General features: G+C 38.4%; 9 protein-coding genes. 1 reads left to right on the top strand and 8 read right to left on the bottom strand.

All coding sequences use genetic code 11. The annotated features are described in order from the left end of the window. Positions 1–53 precede the first annotated feature (53 nt). The 8 genes from hpf to AC3II9_RS13145 all read right to left on the bottom strand — a co-directional run bounded on the left by hpf (position 54) and on the right by AC3II9_RS13145 (position 7,172). On the bottom strand, positions 54–605 hold the full coding sequence (hpf, locus tag AC3II9_RS13180) for a ribosome hibernation-promoting factor, HPF/YfiA family (RefSeq protein ID WP_489156112.1): 552 nt from the start codon (positions 603–605) through the stop codon (positions 54–56). 85 nt (positions 606–690) lie between these two features. After that, on the bottom strand, positions 691–1,080 hold the full coding sequence (locus tag AC3II9_RS13175; protein WP_489156110.1) for a PilZ domain-containing protein: 390 nt from the start codon (positions 1,078–1,080) through the stop codon (positions 691–693). 232 nt (positions 1,081–1,312) lie between these two features. After that, the gene (locus AC3II9_RS13170) at positions 1,313–1,888 is read right to left on the bottom strand and encodes a competence protein ComK (RefSeq protein ID WP_489156108.1); all 576 of its coding nucleotides are present in this window, start codon (positions 1,886–1,888) and stop codon (positions 1,313–1,315) included. Between the two features lie 656 nt (positions 1,889–2,544). Continuing rightward, positions 2,545–4,185, bottom strand: a complete 1,641-nt coding sequence (locus tag AC3II9_RS13165; protein ID WP_489156107.1) for a phospho-sugar mutase — start codon at positions 4,183–4,185, stop codon at positions 2,545–2,547. Between the two features lie 132 nt (positions 4,186–4,317). Next, positions 4,318–4,722 carry a flagellar export chaperone FliS gene (gene fliS / locus AC3II9_RS13160; RefSeq protein WP_489156105.1) on the bottom strand — a complete coding sequence of 135 codons (405 nt, stop codon included), beginning with the start codon at positions 4,720–4,722 and terminating at the stop codon, positions 4,318–4,320. A 28-nt stretch (positions 4,723–4,750) separates the two neighbouring features. Further along, the gene (gene fliT, locus AC3II9_RS13155) at positions 4,751–5,110 is read right to left on the bottom strand and encodes a flagellar protein FliT (RefSeq protein ID WP_489156103.1); all 360 of its coding nucleotides are present in this window, start codon (positions 5,108–5,110) and stop codon (positions 4,751–4,753) included. Between the two features lie 18 nt (positions 5,111–5,128). Next, positions 5,129–6,742, bottom strand: coding sequence for a flagellar hook-associated protein 2 (locus AC3II9_RS13150; RefSeq protein WP_489156102.1), 1,614 nt, complete (start codon positions 6,740–6,742; stop codon positions 5,129–5,131). Positions 6,743–6,767: 25 nt separating this feature from the next. Further along, the gene (locus AC3II9_RS13145; protein WP_489156100.1) at positions 6,768–7,172 is read right to left on the bottom strand and encodes a flagellar protein FlaG; all 405 of its coding nucleotides are present in this window, start codon (positions 7,170–7,172) and stop codon (positions 6,768–6,770) included. 181 nt (positions 7,173–7,353) lie between these two features. On the opposite strand from AC3II9_RS13145, the gene AC3II9_RS13140 reads away from it, so the two are divergent. Beyond that, the gene (locus AC3II9_RS13140; RefSeq protein WP_489156098.1) at positions 7,354–18,993 is read left to right on the top strand and encodes an S-layer homology domain-containing protein; all 11,640 of its coding nucleotides are present in this window, start codon (positions 7,354–7,356) and stop codon (positions 18,991–18,993) included. Positions 18,994–19,193: the final 200 nt, after the last annotated feature.

The following is a 19,193-nucleotide window of genomic DNA, read 5'->3' as shown; positions in this document are numbered from 1 at the left end:
ACAGCCGTAAATAAGTAAAAAGCCCTCGCATGACACGAGGGCTTAGTATTTCGTTATGTTGTTTCAATTAAGCCGTATTTTCCATCTTTTCGTTTGTACACAATGTTCGTGCTGTCTGATTCTGCATCTGTGTAGATGTAGAAATCATGACCAAGCATGTTCATTTGAAGAATCGCTTCTTCTTGATCCATTGGTTTTAGGTCAAATTGCTTTGTACGAACAATTGCGTATTCTTCTTCCTGCTCCACTTCTGAACCAGGTTGCACAATATTCGCAAAGTGTAAACCAGCACCCTCACGCTCACGGAATTTACGGTTTACTTTTGTTTTATGCTTACGGATTTGACGCTCTAACTTATCCACAATTAAGTCGACAGCTGCGTACATATCGTTATGACGTTCTTCAGCACGAAGGGTCACATTTTTCATCGGAATCGTTACTTCTACTTTCGTTTGTTTGTCATTGTACACTTTGAGGTTCACGTTTGCGGTTGCATTGACGTCCTCATTAAAATAGCGTTCAACTTTGTCCACTTTCGTCTCTACATATTCGCGAATCGCTGGAGTTACCTCAATGTTTTCGCCACGAATGTTAAACTTTAGCATGTAAACTCCTCCTTCATTACGGCTATAATACTTATTTCGACAAGCATAAAAAAAATCCTGCTTATTCGAAAAATATTTTTTTAATTTACCCATTAATTTTCGGTTTTAAAACTTCCTTGCGTCTCCGTATTTTCAGCTCACCAATAATTACATTTTCAATAGCAGATTGATCATAAAAGACAATACCATAATGATACCCGCTTCCGAAATTTTTAGACCACATCACTTCACCAATTGCTTTAATTTGTGTCGTATCAAGGACAAATGAAATTTCTAACTGCAACATATCATTTTTATACTCACTTAAATTAACTTCCAATCCCAACTTCATACCGTGTGGACTAATATCTAAAACCTGTCCTGTAACAGATGTTCCATCACCATGTAACGGCTTTCCATTCATAAGAATCACAATCTTCGCTTCAAGCGGCTCACCAAATGCGTAACGAAACCCTTCTTTTCTTTTAAATAGCATGACACTACCCCCAATTGCTTACTCCTACTGCTTATTATCTTATACTTAGTAAGATGTAGTCTATCACCTTATTCACTATTTTTACCACATTTTAAATGCATAATTTAAGTAGGAAAATACTAAAATTCACCTTTTATATGACAATTTATCGTTATTTTATAAAATAAAAAGACTTATGCTCTTTAGTGTAGAACATAAGTCTTAAAGTTTGCTTAAACCTCATCAATACTACTTACAGCTCCTCATAGCCTTCTTTCTTTTCCTTAACCGTATATGTTACTCGATAACCATCACAAACAACAGTAATCTCTTTACGCGGCTTTCCATAAATAAATGGTTGTGAATATTGATTATCTAAAGATTTGGAGCGCAAAATATGCGCTGTGTGCCATCGACTTTTAAATGACCGCAAAGAAACAGGGATATTCATAGAAAGTCCGCCATGTAAAATCACCTTTGTCTCTTCCTGGCTAATATCAAGCGGTATCTTTATAGCGTGTAATGCAAACCAAACACAACCTATATGAGCTGGCGATTTTGAAGGAAACCCAACGTTTTTATGTTCAAGATCAATCATGAACGGAAACATACTAGTCGATCCTAAAATTGCCTCTGCTGCATCTTTAGCACCGCGTAAACTAGAGCCAATTCGAAATAAATTGTCATTAAAAATAGCAAGCGGTGGTTTAGGATAATGATAAATTTGATAATCATGCAAAATGGCCGAATGAATTTCTCCATTGTCTGTTGAATGTGACCAAATAGCAGATGACTTCATTGTCAGATTAAATTTTTCAAATTGTTTCATTGTAAAAATCCCCCTTTTTTAAAATTAGTTACTTTAATTTTAGAAAAAAAGGAGTATACTTAGCTTAAGGCAGGTATACTCCTGTCTTCTGAAACCCTTGAGCGCAGTCTTGCCGGACCTAGCCGCTTAAGGGTTTTGCTGCGTCTTTACGGGAATCGCTCACATTTTTCTCACCTCCTTTAATATAAAATAGGTGGTCAAAACAGCAATCTATTCCATTTCAATGTTTTAAGTGGGAATCATACAATACTGCCAAAGGAGAGTAGGTGTATATTACAATTAAAATATGGTGACTCTTTTATTCTCCCAGTAATTTCTTCAAACAAAACAAGTAAACGATCGTTACCATTGTGTGAGTTGTTACTCGAATGCATTCCATATCAAAATGTAATTTGTGTAGTGTGCATCTAGAGGATCAATTTTAATACATGTGCTGTGGAGATATTTACATAAAATTTTAGTTTTTCATGACAATTTTCCCCCTTTTATTTACCATGCTATAAACATATTAAACTAAATTTAGGAAAATTGGAGTAATTTTCTGAATTTTAAGAAAAATATTTTTGAAATGTCGAAATGTATCCACGTAATAGCTTCTACTAAGAAAAAACAAAAGCCACATTCAGTTACTCCAAATGTGGCCCATAATGTAGCAATCATTGTAAATATAGTTTCAATGATGCTTTCAGTTGTTCCATTCGCTTCATACTAGCTGTTTCACTTTGGGCTTTGACCCCAATATAAAACTTACACTTCGGCTCTGTACCAGACGGGCGCACACAAATCCATGATTCATCAGCTAATATAAACTTCACGACATCCGCTTTCGGTAGCCCGTTTACGTTGCCCAGTCGGTAGTCTTCCATTTTCTCAACGGCTATACCTGCAAATGAGGTTGGTGGATGTTGGCCGAATGTCTCTATAATCGACGCCATTTTTTGTTGCCCTTCGATTCCTTCAAACGTCAATGACATAAGCGCTTCCTTGTACCAGCCTAACTCTTCATACAAATGATAGAGCGCATCCATTAATGTTTGCCCTTGCGCTTTATAATACGCGGCCATTTCTGCTGTTAAAAGCGCCATTTGCACAGCATCTTTATCTCGAACAAAATCACCAGCTAAGTATCCATAGCTCTCCTCATAGCCGAACATAAAAGTATACTCGCCTGTTTGCTCCCACTCCGCAATCTTCTCTGCTATGAACTTAAAGCCTGTTAATGTATTAATTGTTGTGACACCATACTTACTGGCAATCGCTGTACCAAACTCCGATGTGACGATTGTTTTAACCATTGCGGCATTGTGTGGAATATGTTTCGTTTGTAAAATGTAGTTTAATAACAATGCCCCAAGTTGATTGCCTGTTAAGAGCTTATACTCACCGTCCCACACAGCAACGCCAAGACGATCTGCATCTGGATCTGTCGCAAGCAGTAAGTCTGCTTCCACTTGATGGCCAAGCTCCATCGCTAATTTAAACGCCTCTGCCTCCTCTGGATTTGGATAGGCAACAGTTGGAAACTCACCAGACGGAATCGCTTGCTCCTCCACAATATGTAGATTCATAAAACCAGCTTCTTGTAATGCGCGTGTTGTCGGTACAAGACCTGCCCCGTGTAAAGGTGTATATACAAGCCGTAAATCCTTCTTCCCTGCTGTGGCAAAGGATTGTAATGCTGCATTATACGCATCATCGAGCTGGTCTAACATTTCCATACAGAAGCCAGAAGCTAACAATTGTTCACGAGGAAGCGCCTGAATCTCAAAAATATCTTCCACCGCATTCATATGGGATACAATTTTATCCGCAAATTGCGGTGTGAGCTGTGCCCCGTCCTCGCCGTACACTTTAAAGCCGTTATACTGCTTCGGATTATGACTCGCTGTAATGACCACGCCTGCATAAGCCTGTAATTGTCGTACCGCAAAGCTTAACTCAGGTGTAGGACGACTTTCAGTAAATACATAGCTTTTAATGTGATGCGCGGCTAAAACGCCCGCTGTCTCATAGGCAAAATCCTGCGAGAAATGGCGCGTATCATAAGCGATGACAACACCACGTCGTTTCGCCTCTTGTCCTTGCTGCTCGATTTCACGCGCTACCCCTTCAGCGACAAGACGAATCGTGTGGATGTTCATCCGATTCGTCCCCGCCCCCAGCTTCCCACGCATCCCGCCTGTACCAAATGGAACGGTTTGATAGAAGCGATCAGCAATTTCCGTTTCGTCCGTAATGGCTCGTAGCTCCTCCTTGTAAAAAGAAGAACGCAGCCACTGATGATATAAAGTTTTCATTATAAAACCTCACAATCGTTTCAAGTTGAAAGGTGATAAATATTACCTACTATATATATGCTCTGATACTTCCAATATACTCTTTATGACAGCAAAAAGGACCCAACTTTGACATAAGCGGGTCCTTTACTTTTATACTTGCTCTACATTCGTATATTGCTGCTGGCGTGTAATTTTAATAACTTCTTTCCATGTATCGCGGAATTCGGTTACTAACCCTTCTACCTCTTCAATAATCGCAAGATCACTTTGGAGATTCGCTTCAACAAGGCGACGGTTCATATATTCATACAATGGTAGCATTTGCTTCGAGATGTCGATATCCATATTGAGCGTAGACATTAATTCTGCAATAATTGCTTGTGCTTTTTGTAAATTAATATTCTTCTCTTGAATATTTTTTTCTTCAATCGCCACTTTCGCTTTTCCTAAAAACTTTAAACATCCATTATACAACATTAATGTAAGCTCACCTGGTGAAGCCGTCGTCACACTATTTTGTTTGTATGCATTATACGCGTTTGTTTGTGCTGCCAAAAAAATACACTCCTTCTCGAAGCTCAATTTATTTCTTTTTATCATAATATCTACCATCCATTACTCTAACATTCGAGTAGGGATTTAGATACTGCTTTTCTGACTTTTTTGCATTTTGTAAATCTTTTAAGTCGACCTTAATAGCATTAAGTACTACTTGTAATCTCTCTTTAATACCACTGTCTAACTCTGCCAACATACTATGAGATCTATTGCTACGATCAAAAATAAACCCATCATCCTTTAAATCTTTGATTATTTCCATACGTTTATCCAAACAAGTATTTAACTTTTCAATAAAAGCATCTCTTTCTTCACCTTTGGGAATATCTGACAACTGCGAGTATATTTCAGCAGAAATTTGTAATAGCTCTTTTATTTTATCCATCACTTTAAATTACCTTCACTATTGCGTTTGTCCAGAGAGGAATAAACTAGACTGTGAATTTGCTTTATTTATTGCACTTTCCATTGCTGTAAACTGACTCCAATAACGTTTTTCAATCGCTTTTAATTTCATTTCCCAAGTATCAATGCGCTTATTAATACTCTCAATGTTTCGACCGATTGTAAAGTTGTCATTTACCGAGCTTTCTTTCCCTGCTGTTGTTTCAATATTTTTTGTAAATGTGTCAATAGAAGCACGTAGCTTTTGAACAACCCCCTGTTCTTCCCCTTCTTTAGAGTTAGAGAACGTTTTAAATACAGCTGTTTCATCTTCCTCCAACGCTTTACGTAATTTATCTTTGTCTAATACTAATGTACCACCATCTGTATATGTTTTAGACGTCGTAATACCTATTTCACTTAATGTATCGTATTTTTTACCCGATTGCCCTGCATTAGAATAAATAATACTACGAAGATTTTGTAAACCGCTACGTACTGTAGCATCTCCGCGAATAACGCCACTCTTAGCCGCTTTTTCCCATTTTTTAATTTCATCTTCAGACATTTCTTTTTTTTGCTCATCTGTTAACGGTGCATAATTACGATACTTTTCTTCTTTAATCGCACCATTCGTTGTGGTAATAAATTCATTATATTTATTAACAAAGTCCTCAACTTGTTTAATAAAGTGATCCACATCTGTTGAAGATTTTAATGTAATCGGTTGCTCTTCATTATAGGTATTATTTAACGTAATTTGATACCCGTTAATCGTAAATGTATTTGATGTACGTTCTAGCTCAAGGCCATTGTAAGTAATTAATGCATTTTGACCTGCAGATACTACAGTATTCTTATATGGATTCGTATCATCATTATCTGTTAGGTTAGCACGATCGCTAAAGCCTAACATGCCAAAGAAATCATTCCCTTTGTCTACATACATACTAGTATTAACAGCTACTGTATCGTCACCACTTACTAAAGAAGAGGACGTAATGCCTGTAACACTATCTGTTTTTTCATATACAACACCTAAACCTGTTGCACGGGTCGAAATAGATAAATTACCCGATTTTTCATCATAATAAGCATTTAAACCCGTTGAAGAAGCATTCATTTTTGATACCATGGTCGAAATCGTATCGTCAGCAGTGAATGTCATTGTGACATCTTCCATTTTTCCGTTGTCTTTCATAACCTTCATCTTTACTTCCATTGGTTCCGTTCCAGTGAAACCAATACCAGCATCAACTAACTTTGTGCTTGAAGCTGTTCCTGCCGGAATGGTACCTGAACTTTTAATTGTAGATGAAGTTGCAAGTAGACTTACTTTACTAATTGAAAGTGTACCTGAAGCATCTGCATTGGCCGTCGCAGAAACAGCAGGGTTACTAGAAGTAACAGTCTTTTTAATTAAACTTGACTGTCTTGTCATATTGTCCGTTAAATAATTGTCGAATTTTTTTAAGTTTGTGTTAATAGCACGATATGCATCTTTTTGCCACTCATATGTTTGTTTCTTTTGTTGCAATTTTGTTAATGGTGCTTTTTCTGCCGACATTAATTTCGCAACAATCGACTCAATATCCATCCCTGAGGCTAAGCCCCCAATTCGCATTCCACTCATGTTCTCTTCCTCCTAATATCCATACTTATATTTTCTCATCAATAATCATACCAGCTAGCTTTTGCATTTCATAAAATGCATCTAATAATCGCTCTGGTGGAATTTCTTTAATGACCTCTTCTGTTTCTGCATCTACTAAACGTACGTAATATTTATTTAACCCATCATGTAACACAAACTTCGATGCTTTTTTTGTGATATCTACAAACTCGTTTATTGTGTCTACAGCTTGCTGTAATTGTTCTTTCGAAAACTCTCGTTCTTTTTGATTTGACGAGACTGTATGATTAGCCTCTACTAATTCACCACTTTTTTCCACTTGTGTTTGTATATTCTCATTAACTAAATCAATGGATTTAGGTACTGACGCACTGTTAACTTTATTTTGCTGTAAAGCTATGTCTATATTACTTTGTGCGCTAATTCGCATGTCAATCCCCCCGATAAATAGTTGCTTTGTATAGATAGTATCGGTATTTAATTTTTAACTTTGACTAGTTATTTTAGAAATTCAAGAAAAATGAGTTGTTTTTTCCTTTTTATACTATTACATTTTCCCTATTTTATACCGATATAGAAATTATGACTATATTTCTGTTGGAGGATTGACAATGTCAAAAACAAAAAAATTAGGTGATAAGTTAACTAAAGTTTCGATGAGTACAGCTTTAGTTGCTAGTTCACTTTCAATGTTTGCACCCTTAGCAGGTGCAAGTAGCTTTACAGACATATCTAAAGATCATGTACATTATGAAAATATTATGGAGCTTCTAAATCGTGGTGCTATTAGTGGCTATCCTGATGGCACTTTTAAATCACAAAACTTTGTAACACGCGCTCAGGCTGCTAAAATCATCGCAAATATTTTAAAGCTTGATTTAGAAAATGTACAGAATCCAGGTTTTTCTGATGTAAGTCCTTCTAGCTCTTACTATCCTTACATAGCAGCTCTAGCACAGGCAGATATTATACATGGCTCAAACGGGAAGTTTAACCCTCAAGGAAACATTACACGTGGGCAAATGGCTAAAATCATTGCTCGTGCTTTTGATTTATCAACAGATCAAAAACATTCCTTTAAAGATGTAAGTACAAATCATCAGTATGCTTCTTATATTAGCGCTTTAGCAGCCTACGGTATCACAACTGGAAAAACAGCCAACCATTTTGGTATATCTGATTTTGTTACACGAGGGCAACTCGCTTCATTTGTTATTCGTGCTGAAAAAGCTGTAGATGCTTACGTTGATATTTCTGGCACGATTAACGCAATCACAAAAAATACTATTACAATTAATGGTCAAAAAATTAAAATTGACGATTCCTTTGCTTTCCTAGGTTTAAATAAAAATAAATCCGCTTTAGTGAACGGTTCAATGACTGCAAAATTGCAAAATGGAACACTCGTTGCTATCGATAAGTTGACTTTATCTGAAAAAGCAACTTCATTTGATGGACAAAACAGCTCAATTGCTGGGGATATTATTGTGTCTTCTAAAATTGAGACGTTCAACAATATTACGGCCAAGAACATTATATTTAATAACTTAAGTGAGATACTAACCGTTACAAACGTTAAAACAGCTAATTTACATCTTCCAAATGAACAGACAAGAGTGGCCTCTCTATCGGAAATCGGTCCTACAAAGAAGACCGTCAATTTAACAAACTCAGACGTAGACCATCTTCAAGTAGATTTAGAAGGTTTAACATTAAATAACTATTCATCTACCGTAGACTTGGTTAACCTAACAGCTAAACTTATTTATTTAAACGGTTCATATAATGATGTAGCAGTTAAATCTGGGTTTTCAATTCTGGGTAGCGGTTTACTTAATGCAATCATTATTAATGATTTGAGTTCAAGTCCTACGGGTACAGTGGCCCCTACTCTTACAGCTAATAGATTTGAAATTAACGGGAAAATTTATACTTCAGAAGTATTTGCTCAAATCCCAGGTATTTCTTTAGGTAATTCATCCAACAATTCTGGTTCTAATAGCAACAATAATTCACAAACTGAAACTCCAGGAGGAAATGAAACTCCGGGAGAAAATGAAACTCCAGGAGGAAATGAAACTCCGGGGGAAAATGAAACACCAGGAGAAAATGAAACTCCGGGAGAAAATGAAACTCCGGGAGAAAATGAAACACCAGGAGAAAATGAAACTCCGGGAGAAAATGAAACTCCGGGAGAAAATGAAACTCCGGGAGAAAATGAAACACCGGGGGAAAATGAAACACCGGGGGAAAATGAAACTCCAGGAGAAAATGAAACTCCGGGAGAAAATGAAACTCCGGGAGAAAATGAAACTCCGGGAGAAAATGAAACTCCGGGAGAAAATGAAACACCGGGAGAAAATGAAACTCCAGGAGGAAATGAAACTCCGGGGGAAAATGAAACACCTGGACAAACTGAATTTGAAACATCACTTTCTTCAATCTCAGAAGATAAAAAGATTATCGTAGAAGGCAATACTTACGAGATAAATGAACAAGATATTCAAGCTTTGGAAGATTTGCAACCTATCAAGGAAAATGTAGCTGTTAAATTTGTAAAGAACGAAGACTCTACATTCAGTATTAGTGCTGTTACTATACAAGCAGCAACTGATGCGCCAGCAATAACTGTTGACTTAGCTAATATTCCTTCAACAGCAACAGTCACTCTGAGCGGTAATATCGAAACAATTGCAAACTTAACGAATACTAACAACGTCATTATTTCTAACGTTGAGTCGTTAACATTCGTAGGTGAGACAAACTTAAATACTGCGACATTAACAGGTATTTCTTCTATTGAAGGTATTAAAGCGAACAATGTTACAATTTCTGATACAAACCAAGTGGCATTTGATGAACATTCATCAATCCAAACCATTTCAGTCAGCAATGTGACAACTCTTTCATTTGCAGGATCTAACATGATTCAAACGGCTACATTAAGTGGTGTTTCTGCCATTAACGGTATCCAAGTTGAAAACATCACTATTTCCAATACCGATACTGTTACATTCGATGCAAGTTCCACAATCACAAATGCTGTCGTTTCCAATGTTTCAGTCATTGAAAGCTTAAAGGCGACACAAAAAGTAACAATTCATACGTCAGCAAATATTGACTTATCGGGCGTCACAACCAATGAACTTGTTATTAGTGATCAATCTTTAGCTGGTAACCGTTTATTTAGAGCAATCGCAAGCCTAACACCTTTTGCGGCAACATCAACCATTGCGATTACATTAACAGATTCAACAGCGACAGATTTAACAATTAACCGAAAAGACGTAGTGATTGATACACGTAACAACAACACCATTTCTAACGTATCTGTCAACGCAAGCAACACGACAATCGTTGCCAACGAAATCGCAAATGTACGTGTAGCTGGTAATGTCACACAACTATTTTTAGGAACAGCCGACAAAACCGTTGCAATTAAAGAACTCAACTTAACAGTAGAGCAACCTATGGAAATTTTAGGTTACGCAAACATTGCAAACTTAAATATTGCAACAACGGGTGGCTTAAAGGTAAAGCTTGGTGAAAACGTTACCTATACAATAACGAACAATGCCGGTGCTATCGATACACCAGCAGTGGCATCACCATACGAGCTAGTACCTACAGCAACCTTAGGTATGTATACACTAACAGGATTACCACAAGGTGCTTATTATGCACAATACAAAGCAACACAAACCGTACCATCGACAAAGCCAGGTACAGCAAAAGCCTATACACGAAGCTTCCTTGTGAATGCCACAACAGCAAAAATCGCTATTTTCGATTCAACTGGGGCACATCTAGGAACGATTAATACGGATCCTGCAACACGTGCGGTTGTCAATATCAACACATTAAATACAAGTGCAAAACGTTTAATTTTCAATACAACAGCGACAAACTTAACGGAACTAAAAGAAGCAATCGACCATGTAATCGTTTATAGCTACGGTATAACCGATGCTGGCTATGCTGTGGCAGAAAAATTCATTGACTTAGACACATTTGGTACAGATACATTTACATTTACAGCGCAAACAAATGCACCAAATCAATTTTATGTCACAGTAGCAAATGTTTCTTCATTAGCTAACTTAGTTGTTATTACAGGAGAATATATCCGTGATGGTATTTCAACTGCCAATAAAGACGCACGTGCGATTGTATTAAAACAATTAGCGCAATTAGCAAAAAATCAAAATAACCCAGAGTTACTGTATGAGTATTTAACAATGGTTCATGCAATTGAAGATCAACCATATGACAGTATTTTCTTGCATTCAATTATGGATACTTTGATTGCCAATGATTTTACAACATTAGATGAAGTAACAACCGCTATCAACAACTTAATTACAAGTACACCATTCGAAGAAATAGTGCCTACTCATGTTTTAAAATTAGGAGCGGGTATTACAAAAGTGAGTGGTGACGGTACGCATGCAAATGTTACAATTGAAGGCTCTAATTTATTAATCGAAAGTATTAAAAACGGTACTGATATTGTAAAATTCCAAGATGCAACAGGGGCTGTTTCTTTATTAAAAGTAACTGTTGCAAGCGGCTCAATCACAACTGAGTTGATTAAAGATACAGTTAATGCAAACGCTGAAATTTTAACAGGTGATGCACGTCTTGTAACAGATGTAGACGGTACACATCTAATCCCAGCATCAGTTGGTACAACAACTGTGATCTACACACCAAGTGGCAATACAGCGACAGTTGGTACAATCGAATCAGCGATTACAGATGCGAATAACGACTATGTATTACAAACGATTACACCATTAGAAGTAACAAAGGCCGCGCTAAACTTAAACGGCACTTTAGAGCGTACAACTAAAACAGCGACAGGCTTTGTTACAACAGATAACAGTCTATACTTCTACCCAATCGGCTCGAACAATGCGATAGAGCAATATACGATTTCGATGGGTGGAAAGAAAACGGCCGTTGCTATTAAAAAGACAGGCACTACTTTAGAAGCAGTGATCGCAGAAGCAACATTCTCGTTAGCCGATTTACATCTCAACTCATTCGCTGAAATTACTGTCAATCCGACATCTTCAAGCATGCATGCGGATTTATTTAATACAGATGATGTGAAAATATTTGCTTCTCAAGCTAATGACAAAGCAAGCTTCATTGTCAAATCACTGGACAATAAAATAACGCTTATTAATGCAGCAACAAAAACAGATGCTGGTGCCATTGTATTTGACCCAGCAAAGACTAACATTGTCAAAGAAACATTAACACTCAATGCAGGTACAGGTATTATTGCGCCTAAAAACCCTGACGGTACTGTTAATGAATCCGTAGTTCGGATCGACGGCAACACAATTTATGCAACAGGTACTGGTACACAGCGATTGTCATTAACGGATGGCAATCAATATAACGTTTCGATCACACGTGCTAGCAATCAATACACAATGGCTGTAACACCAGTAACAGATATCGCCATCATTGAGCCAGCCGTACTAGGTCTACAAAATATTGCTTCAATTGTATCTACCGGCTCCGCCGCAACTGCTGTAAACATAGAAAATGCGCGTATTTCCATTACACCAGTAGCGAATATGACAGGTTCTACAGAATTAGTCGTAACAGATACAGATGGTAAAAAAGCGATTGTATATGTGGATGTAACGAACGGAACATTAAATACACCAAAATATCATGTTGTGACAGATACAGTAACCGCTACAGACCTTGGTGTAAACAGTATTATATCTATTGAAGATAAGCTTGCTGTTGCACGTGGTATGAAAGCTGATGAAACAACAATCAAATTCTTTGGTACAGAAATCGGACATACAACATTTAAAGTAACTGGAGCAGATAATAAAGCGGCTTTAGTTAATGTGACGGTTTCTCGCGATGCTAACAACAAATTTACAATTGATGCCAACGTAGCAAAGAAAGAAATGGACTTTACAACAATTGGTTTAACAGCAACGGATACATTTGCTGCTGATGCTTCTGGTGGCGCCATTGTCCGCATCGAAGGCAATACACTTTACGCCTTAAAAGAAGGGACAGTCGATCTCGCAATTAAAGACCAGCCAAAATTATTCTATCGTGTGACTGTTATGAAAGATGACGTGACAGGTCAATACTCATTTACAGCTGGCACACTTGTATCAAAACATGTCTTTACAGCAACCGAATTAGGATTAACAGCGATTACAGAAGCTTCTTCATCGGATGAAACTATTGCAACTGTTGAAAAAGATTCAGCTAAAATTACATTAACAACCCAAACAAAAGACGCTACAGGTCGTATTACAGTAACAGGTCCAAATGGTCAAACATTCGTTTATATTGAAAAAGTAGGCAATATGTTAACTGCTGAAATTGAAAAAGCAACAGCTACGGTAGATGTAGCAGCAGCTGGCTTAACAAACATCCAAAATAAAATTTGGTCAAATACAGATATTGTCCGTTCATTTGAAACTGGAACAGTATTAGATTTCTTTGTTGTGCAATCTGGCAAAACAGCTTATACGGTATCAGATAGCAGTGGTAAAAAAGCGATTATTAACCTACCTGTTACAACAAACGTAGCTGGTCATCGTGAAATTATTCCGGAGCTACTGCATACAGCCGTAGTAGATCAAAGTACGAACGCAGCTACTACCGGGACGATACTTTCAGGACAATCTATTCGCTTACACACAGATATCAACGGTAACCAACAAGCTTATGCGATTGCTGAAGGCGAAACAATCGTCCGCCTAGCAGATGACAAGCTTGTCAAGTACACCGTTACAATGACAGATGGTGTCTATACGTTAGTAGATGATCCAATCGCAAATGGTCTAACTAAAACAGATACCGAGCTTCAGTTAACAGGCAATCTAACAGTAACAGGTATTGATACAAACATCGCTACAGCTGTCGCTACAGGTAATAAAGTAACATTCTACGGTCAGGCACAAGACGGGGTAACTTCTGCTTTAGTGTCAGATGGCACAAAATCCGTATTAGCAGAAGTAACAATTACTGCTGGTGTTATGGACGTTACAGTACTAAAACATGAAGCATCAGCAACTGCTACATTGACACAGATTCATGCAGCGGATAGCGCAATTGCACGTATTGATGGTCATACTATTTATCCACTAAAAGAAGGAACGTTCGAATATTTAGAAACAGATGCTGGTGTTACAACCGTTAAACAATTAGTCATTACAAAACTAGGTACAGACTATACAATGAACACACCGACGACATTAGCAAGCCAAGTATATAGTGCCGTAGATTTAGGGCTTGAAAGTGCCTTAACAGTCGACGCTTCGTACAATGCAGATGTGTTATACGCAGGCATGGTTGGCTCACAATTTGTTGCTTATCAAAAAGGAAACGGCTCTACAGATGTAAAAGTGAGAGATGGCAAAAACCAATCAACATTGATCCATTTCACTTCACAAACAACGGGTACACCTGAATTTACAGCGACAATTGCGAAAAAAGCCGCACCATTTACAGCAACAGATTTTGGTTTAACAGCTATTACAAACATCACAATTCAAGATTTAACAATTGCTGAAATGCACGATAATGAAGACGATCTATATTTATTCAAGCAAGGCACAACATTCGCAACAGTGGCTGACGGCAATGGCAATAAAGCACTTGCTACTATTACAGTAGCTAAAACAGGTGGTATTTTAACCGCTACTACGACACCAATTCGTAAACAAGCTAATGAATTAGCAGTCGGCGCAACAGCTGTGACAGCTCTACCAGGCAACATGACAAACAAAGATGTCGTAAGGATTAGTGGAGATTTCGTTTATGCTGTCGGTATTGGTACAACCCAAGTAAAACTAAATAACCAAATCGTCAATGTAATCGTTGCACAAGATGGCAACTCGTACACATTAACAGTCGGCTCCACTGTCAACTTTATAGAAATTCCGATTGCGGACGGCACATACACAGTCGCAGATATCACAAACACAAACGCGGTAGCAGTAGTGACAGACGACAAAGGCACAGCAGCAGACAAATCGGATGATGTACTCATCATTTACACAACAGCTGGAAATGGTTCGACAGACCTTCTCATTACTAGTGCTGGTCAAAAAACAATACACCATATCCAAGTAGCAAACGGTGAAATTACAAGCCCTGTAAAAACAGCTGTGGAAGCTTTAACAACAGACGTAGCAGACCTAGAATTAGCCAATCCGGCTTCAACAAAGGCACAAATTTATGGTACAAATCTTCACCTACTTGAAACAGGTAATGTAGCTTTAAAAGGTACAAATGGTCTTGTCAATGTGAAGATTTCACGCAACGACACAACAAAGTATTTGCATGCAACACAGACTGTATTGCAGAAGCAATTAAAAGAAAAATTAGAACTAACTGGTGACACAGCCTTCTCTTCAGACGGTGCAGCTACATCAACAGTACGTGCACTAGCAGTTCAAACAACGCCAAAAGTGTACTACACAGCAAATTACCGTATCGCAGCATCAACAGACTTAAATGATGATGTTTATACAATGACAGTACAAGAGCGTCATATGAACAATGTAAATTACACACAATTTGGTTTAACGCATGCGACAGGTACACCGATTACATTAACATCTGAAAATGAAACTGTGGCAAAAGCTGAAATGACGGCTGACAATAAATTAATTGTTTATGCAGGTACAACTCCAGGCACAACAACCATTAAGGCTGTGGATGACAGTGGCAAGCAAATGACGATTTTCGTGACACATGCAGAAAATGGAATGATTACACATGAAGTAGCTGGCCAAGCAGATGCTGTGACATTTGAAAACTTAGGTATTACAACTGTTGATGGTTCAGATATTACGGTCACAGATCACAATGGTGCCTATGTCAACCCTACTGTGACAGCAACAGGTATTAGCTTAGCAGCGATTACAAATGGCACAACAAGCTTTAAAGTCGTGCAAAGCGGCGTAACAAAAGCACTTGTCAATGTACGTGTTGCACCAAATACAGCAGGTCGCCCTACTGCCATTGCAGAAATTGTAAAAGTAGATGCAACAGGCTTATCAACGTTCATTACAGGCAATGCAAACGCGGTACGTAACGAAGCTTCTACATTGTACGCCGTAGCAGAAGGAACCGTTTTATACGACGCTGGCACAGAGGCACATCAATACCGTATTACGAAAAATGCCGAAACGAACCTATATTCAATGACACCAGCAACCTTTGCAATGGCAAAAACAGCGGCGAATTTAGACGTAACATTAGATGCCGCTACAACGTTAAACGTTACAAACTCAAATATTGTAGAGGGTTACGTAGCCAATAACGCGCTGTATATGATTGGTAAATCTACAGGTAGCACAGATATTTTAGTAACAAACGGTGCCAATAAAGCTGTCGTGCATGCACATATGAATGGTACAGTAACAGCTAATGTTGTTGCTTACAACCCAGCAACTGCTACACCAGCCATCACGGGTACATTTACAGGCAATGAATGGATTCAAGTGCGCGGTAATAAGCTGTATGCCTTAGGTGCTAAAACATCAACAATTCAAGTCGATGGCACATTCGTCACAGCAGAAGTAACACGCGATGTGGCTTCAAATGAATTCAAATTCAAGCTAACACGTATTGAACATGACTTTGGTCAGGCTGTTACAGCTATCGGCAATGCTACAAACTTTGTCACAATTAGCGGCACTAAAATTTACGCCAAAGCAGTCGGCAAAGCACAAGTAGAGGTCGACGGAAAAGTACGTGATATAGAGGTCATCGCCAATACAGATGGCACATATAAAATCGAAGTAAAAGATGCACTATCTCAAATTAAAATTAGTGCAGCAGAGTTAGGCTTAACACTTTCACCTGCAACAAATGTTGACTTACGTGCAATCACAGGTACAAATATTGTTGAAACACAAGTCATCGGCACGGATTTATATGTCTATGCAAAAGGCACAGGTGAAGTGGAGCTAAATGTAGCTGGTCAAACGCTTGTACACATTGGTGTAACAGCAACAAACAATGTATTAACATTAGCTAAAACTATTGCAAAAACAGAAATAACAAGCGAAGATTCATTGGCATCAGCAGACCCTAAAGTTCGTATAGAAGGTCAAGCAGTATACGGTTTAGCTGAAGGAATCAGCTTAGTAACAGGTACGACAGGCTCGTTAAACACGCTATACAAAGTGATTGCGACTCGTACAAACAACAAACTAACAGTTACTTACGCGCCAATCGAAACAACGATTGCAGGCGACGCATCAGCAGTCGATAACACAGTCGTGCGGGGTACAGCAACTGGCAAGCTCATCGCCCAAGCAGTAGGCACAGAAACATTTACACATGCTGGCAACACATACCGTGTAACGGTTGATGCACAAGGTGAAATCAAGCTTGAAATGCTTGCTGTCACAACGATTGAGCTAGGCGAAGCGATCACAAAGATCGACGGCACACCTGCATCGACATTATTAAAAATTGATGGTAGCGCGGGTACAACATTAAACGTAACGGCAACAAAAGCCGGCACAGAAATTATGCAAGTACAAGACGGTGCTAATACAGTGTTAGTCAAAGTATCTGTAACCGAAACAGACGGCACGTATTCAATCGCCTATGAGCTCATTAAGCACACAATTGAAACAACAGCTCTTGGCTTTGCACCTACTAGTGTGACACAGCCAACAAACGGCATCGTAAAAATCGTCGGCAGTAGCGTTCATATTTATCCAGGTACAACAGTTAATTCGAAGAGCTTCTTCACAGTTACTGGTGCTGGTAATACACAAGCGATTTACAGCCTAGCAATCGATGCAGCAGGTGTTACATTAAATGGCTCAACAGCTACAGGATCCAAGGTTGAAGCATTGCATGTAAATATTCCATTAAGTGAACTAGCCATCAATCCAACTATTTTAACTATTGATGGAACAGCTACAGCCTCTGTTAAAACGAAAAATGGCGTAGAAGTGTTAGAAATTACTTTAAAAGATACAACTGTATCCCATGTAATCGTAAAAGGTGAAGGTAGCACGTATAAAGCAATTACCGTTCAAGCAACAGCCAATGGCTCTAGTGACTATACAACAGGCTATAAAGTGCACAATACATTAAAACTAGATGCGATTTCAAAAGAGCAGCATGGACCAATTAAAGCAATCAACGATGGTTCAATTTCGGTCCTTTATGCAACAGCAGCAGGTACTATTTCGTACGAGAACAACGGTGTTCTTTACAACAGTGAAGTCACAGCAAACGGTTCAGGTATTTTCGAGTTCAACGCTGCACCAACTACTGTAGCAGTCAACCTCGTAAACGCTCGTTTAGTGGACGGGGAGCAAAATATTAAAGCAGATGCTTCTACCTATGTAGCAGCTAAATCTGGCACAGCCGTTTATGCAACAGACAACGGCTACAAAGAAGTTATTGTCGCAGTGGATAGCGCAACAAAGCACTATACAGCAACAGTCAACGATGTACCGTCATTTGCACTACCTGCGACAGTAGCAAGTGCAGCTATTTTAAAAGCCCCTGAAGGCGTGAAAGTAGATGGTACAACGGTATTTGGAGGCAAAGCGGCAAGTGTAGGTCAATCAATTGTTGTCTCAACGCTTGATGGTGATGGTCGTATTACATTGTACAAAGGTGTGATTGAGCAGGACGCTGACACCCATGTCATCAGCTACACACTAGCACCGATGGAAAGCGATATTATAACAGCACTTGGTTGGAACGCAAGCACTCCTTACACAACGTCAATCTCTGACCCATCGATTGCACGTATTAAAGACGGCAAAGTATACTTCTTACGTGCAGGTGAAACGACGATTACGTACACATCGACGACTACAGGATTATCGAAATCAATTCAATATACGGTTGATAGTAATTATGCAGTAACTGAGAACATTGGAAAAGATGTACTTTACTATACGCTACAAAGTATACCTAATGGGGATACAGAAGAATTACATTTAACATTTGACTTAAATGTAGATGAAAATGGTAATGGAGCATTTGGACCTTATTTCGAATCTGGTGGTGGTACAACAGGGTTCAGTATACCTAATGCAAACACAATCATTATCACACCATCGACGTTCGAAACTGCTACAACTGTTTCATTCTCAGTATCTTTACCAGAATATGATTCAATTCCTAAAGATGCTAAAGTTATCATTGATTCTACTGGATTTACATTTGATCCAAGTACCAATACATTTGTGTTTATCCATAAAACCAACTAAAACAATAGCAAGCAGCTGTCCGAAAAGTGTTACTTTTACGGACAGTGCTTCGTTCCTGTGTTAAATATCCGCTGCAGGCGGTGCTTCTGCGGTGGTAGAAATAAAATTTCCACCATCCTCGGCGCAAACATACTAACATTAGTAGTACAAACCACGGCCATGGTTTGTGCTACTATTTTTTTATAGTAGAAGTGAAGGAA

The organism is Lysinibacillus sp. RU7 (assembly GCF_057837305.1).
The sequence above is the reverse complement of the archived record's forward strand: the minus strand, read 5'-3'. Positions and strand labels throughout refer to the sequence as shown.

What these genes read in the sequence shown, in the direction of transcription:
- hpf (WP_489156112.1), bottom strand. Translation starts at nt 605, where the DNA reads ATGCTAAAGTTTAACATTCGTGGCGAAAACATTGAGGTAACTCCAGCG.
- AC3II9_RS13175 (WP_489156110.1), bottom strand. Translation starts at nt 1,080, where the DNA reads ATGCTATTTAAAAGAAAAGAAGGGTTTCGTTACGCATTTGGTGAGCCG.
- AC3II9_RS13170 (WP_489156108.1), bottom strand. Translation starts at nt 1,888, where the DNA reads ATGAAACAATTTGAAAAATTTAATCTGACAATGAAGTCATCTGCTATT.
- AC3II9_RS13165 (WP_489156107.1), bottom strand. Translation starts at nt 4,185, where the DNA reads ATGAAAACTTTATATCATCAGTGGCTGCGTTCTTCTTTTTACAAGGAG.
- fliT (WP_489156103.1), bottom strand. Translation starts at nt 5,110, where the DNA reads ATGGATAAAATAAAAGAGCTATTACAAATTTCTGCTGAAATATACTCG.
- AC3II9_RS13150 (WP_489156102.1), bottom strand. Translation starts at nt 6,742, where the DNA reads ATGAGTGGAATGCGAATTGGGGGCTTAGCCTCAGGGATGGATATTGAG.
- AC3II9_RS13145 (WP_489156100.1), bottom strand. Translation starts at nt 7,172, where the DNA reads ATGCGAATTAGCGCACAAAGTAATATAGACATAGCTTTACAGCAAAAT.
- AC3II9_RS13140 (WP_489156098.1), top strand. Translation starts at nt 7,354, where the DNA reads ATGTCAAAAACAAAAAAATTAGGTGATAAGTTAACTAAAGTTTCGATG.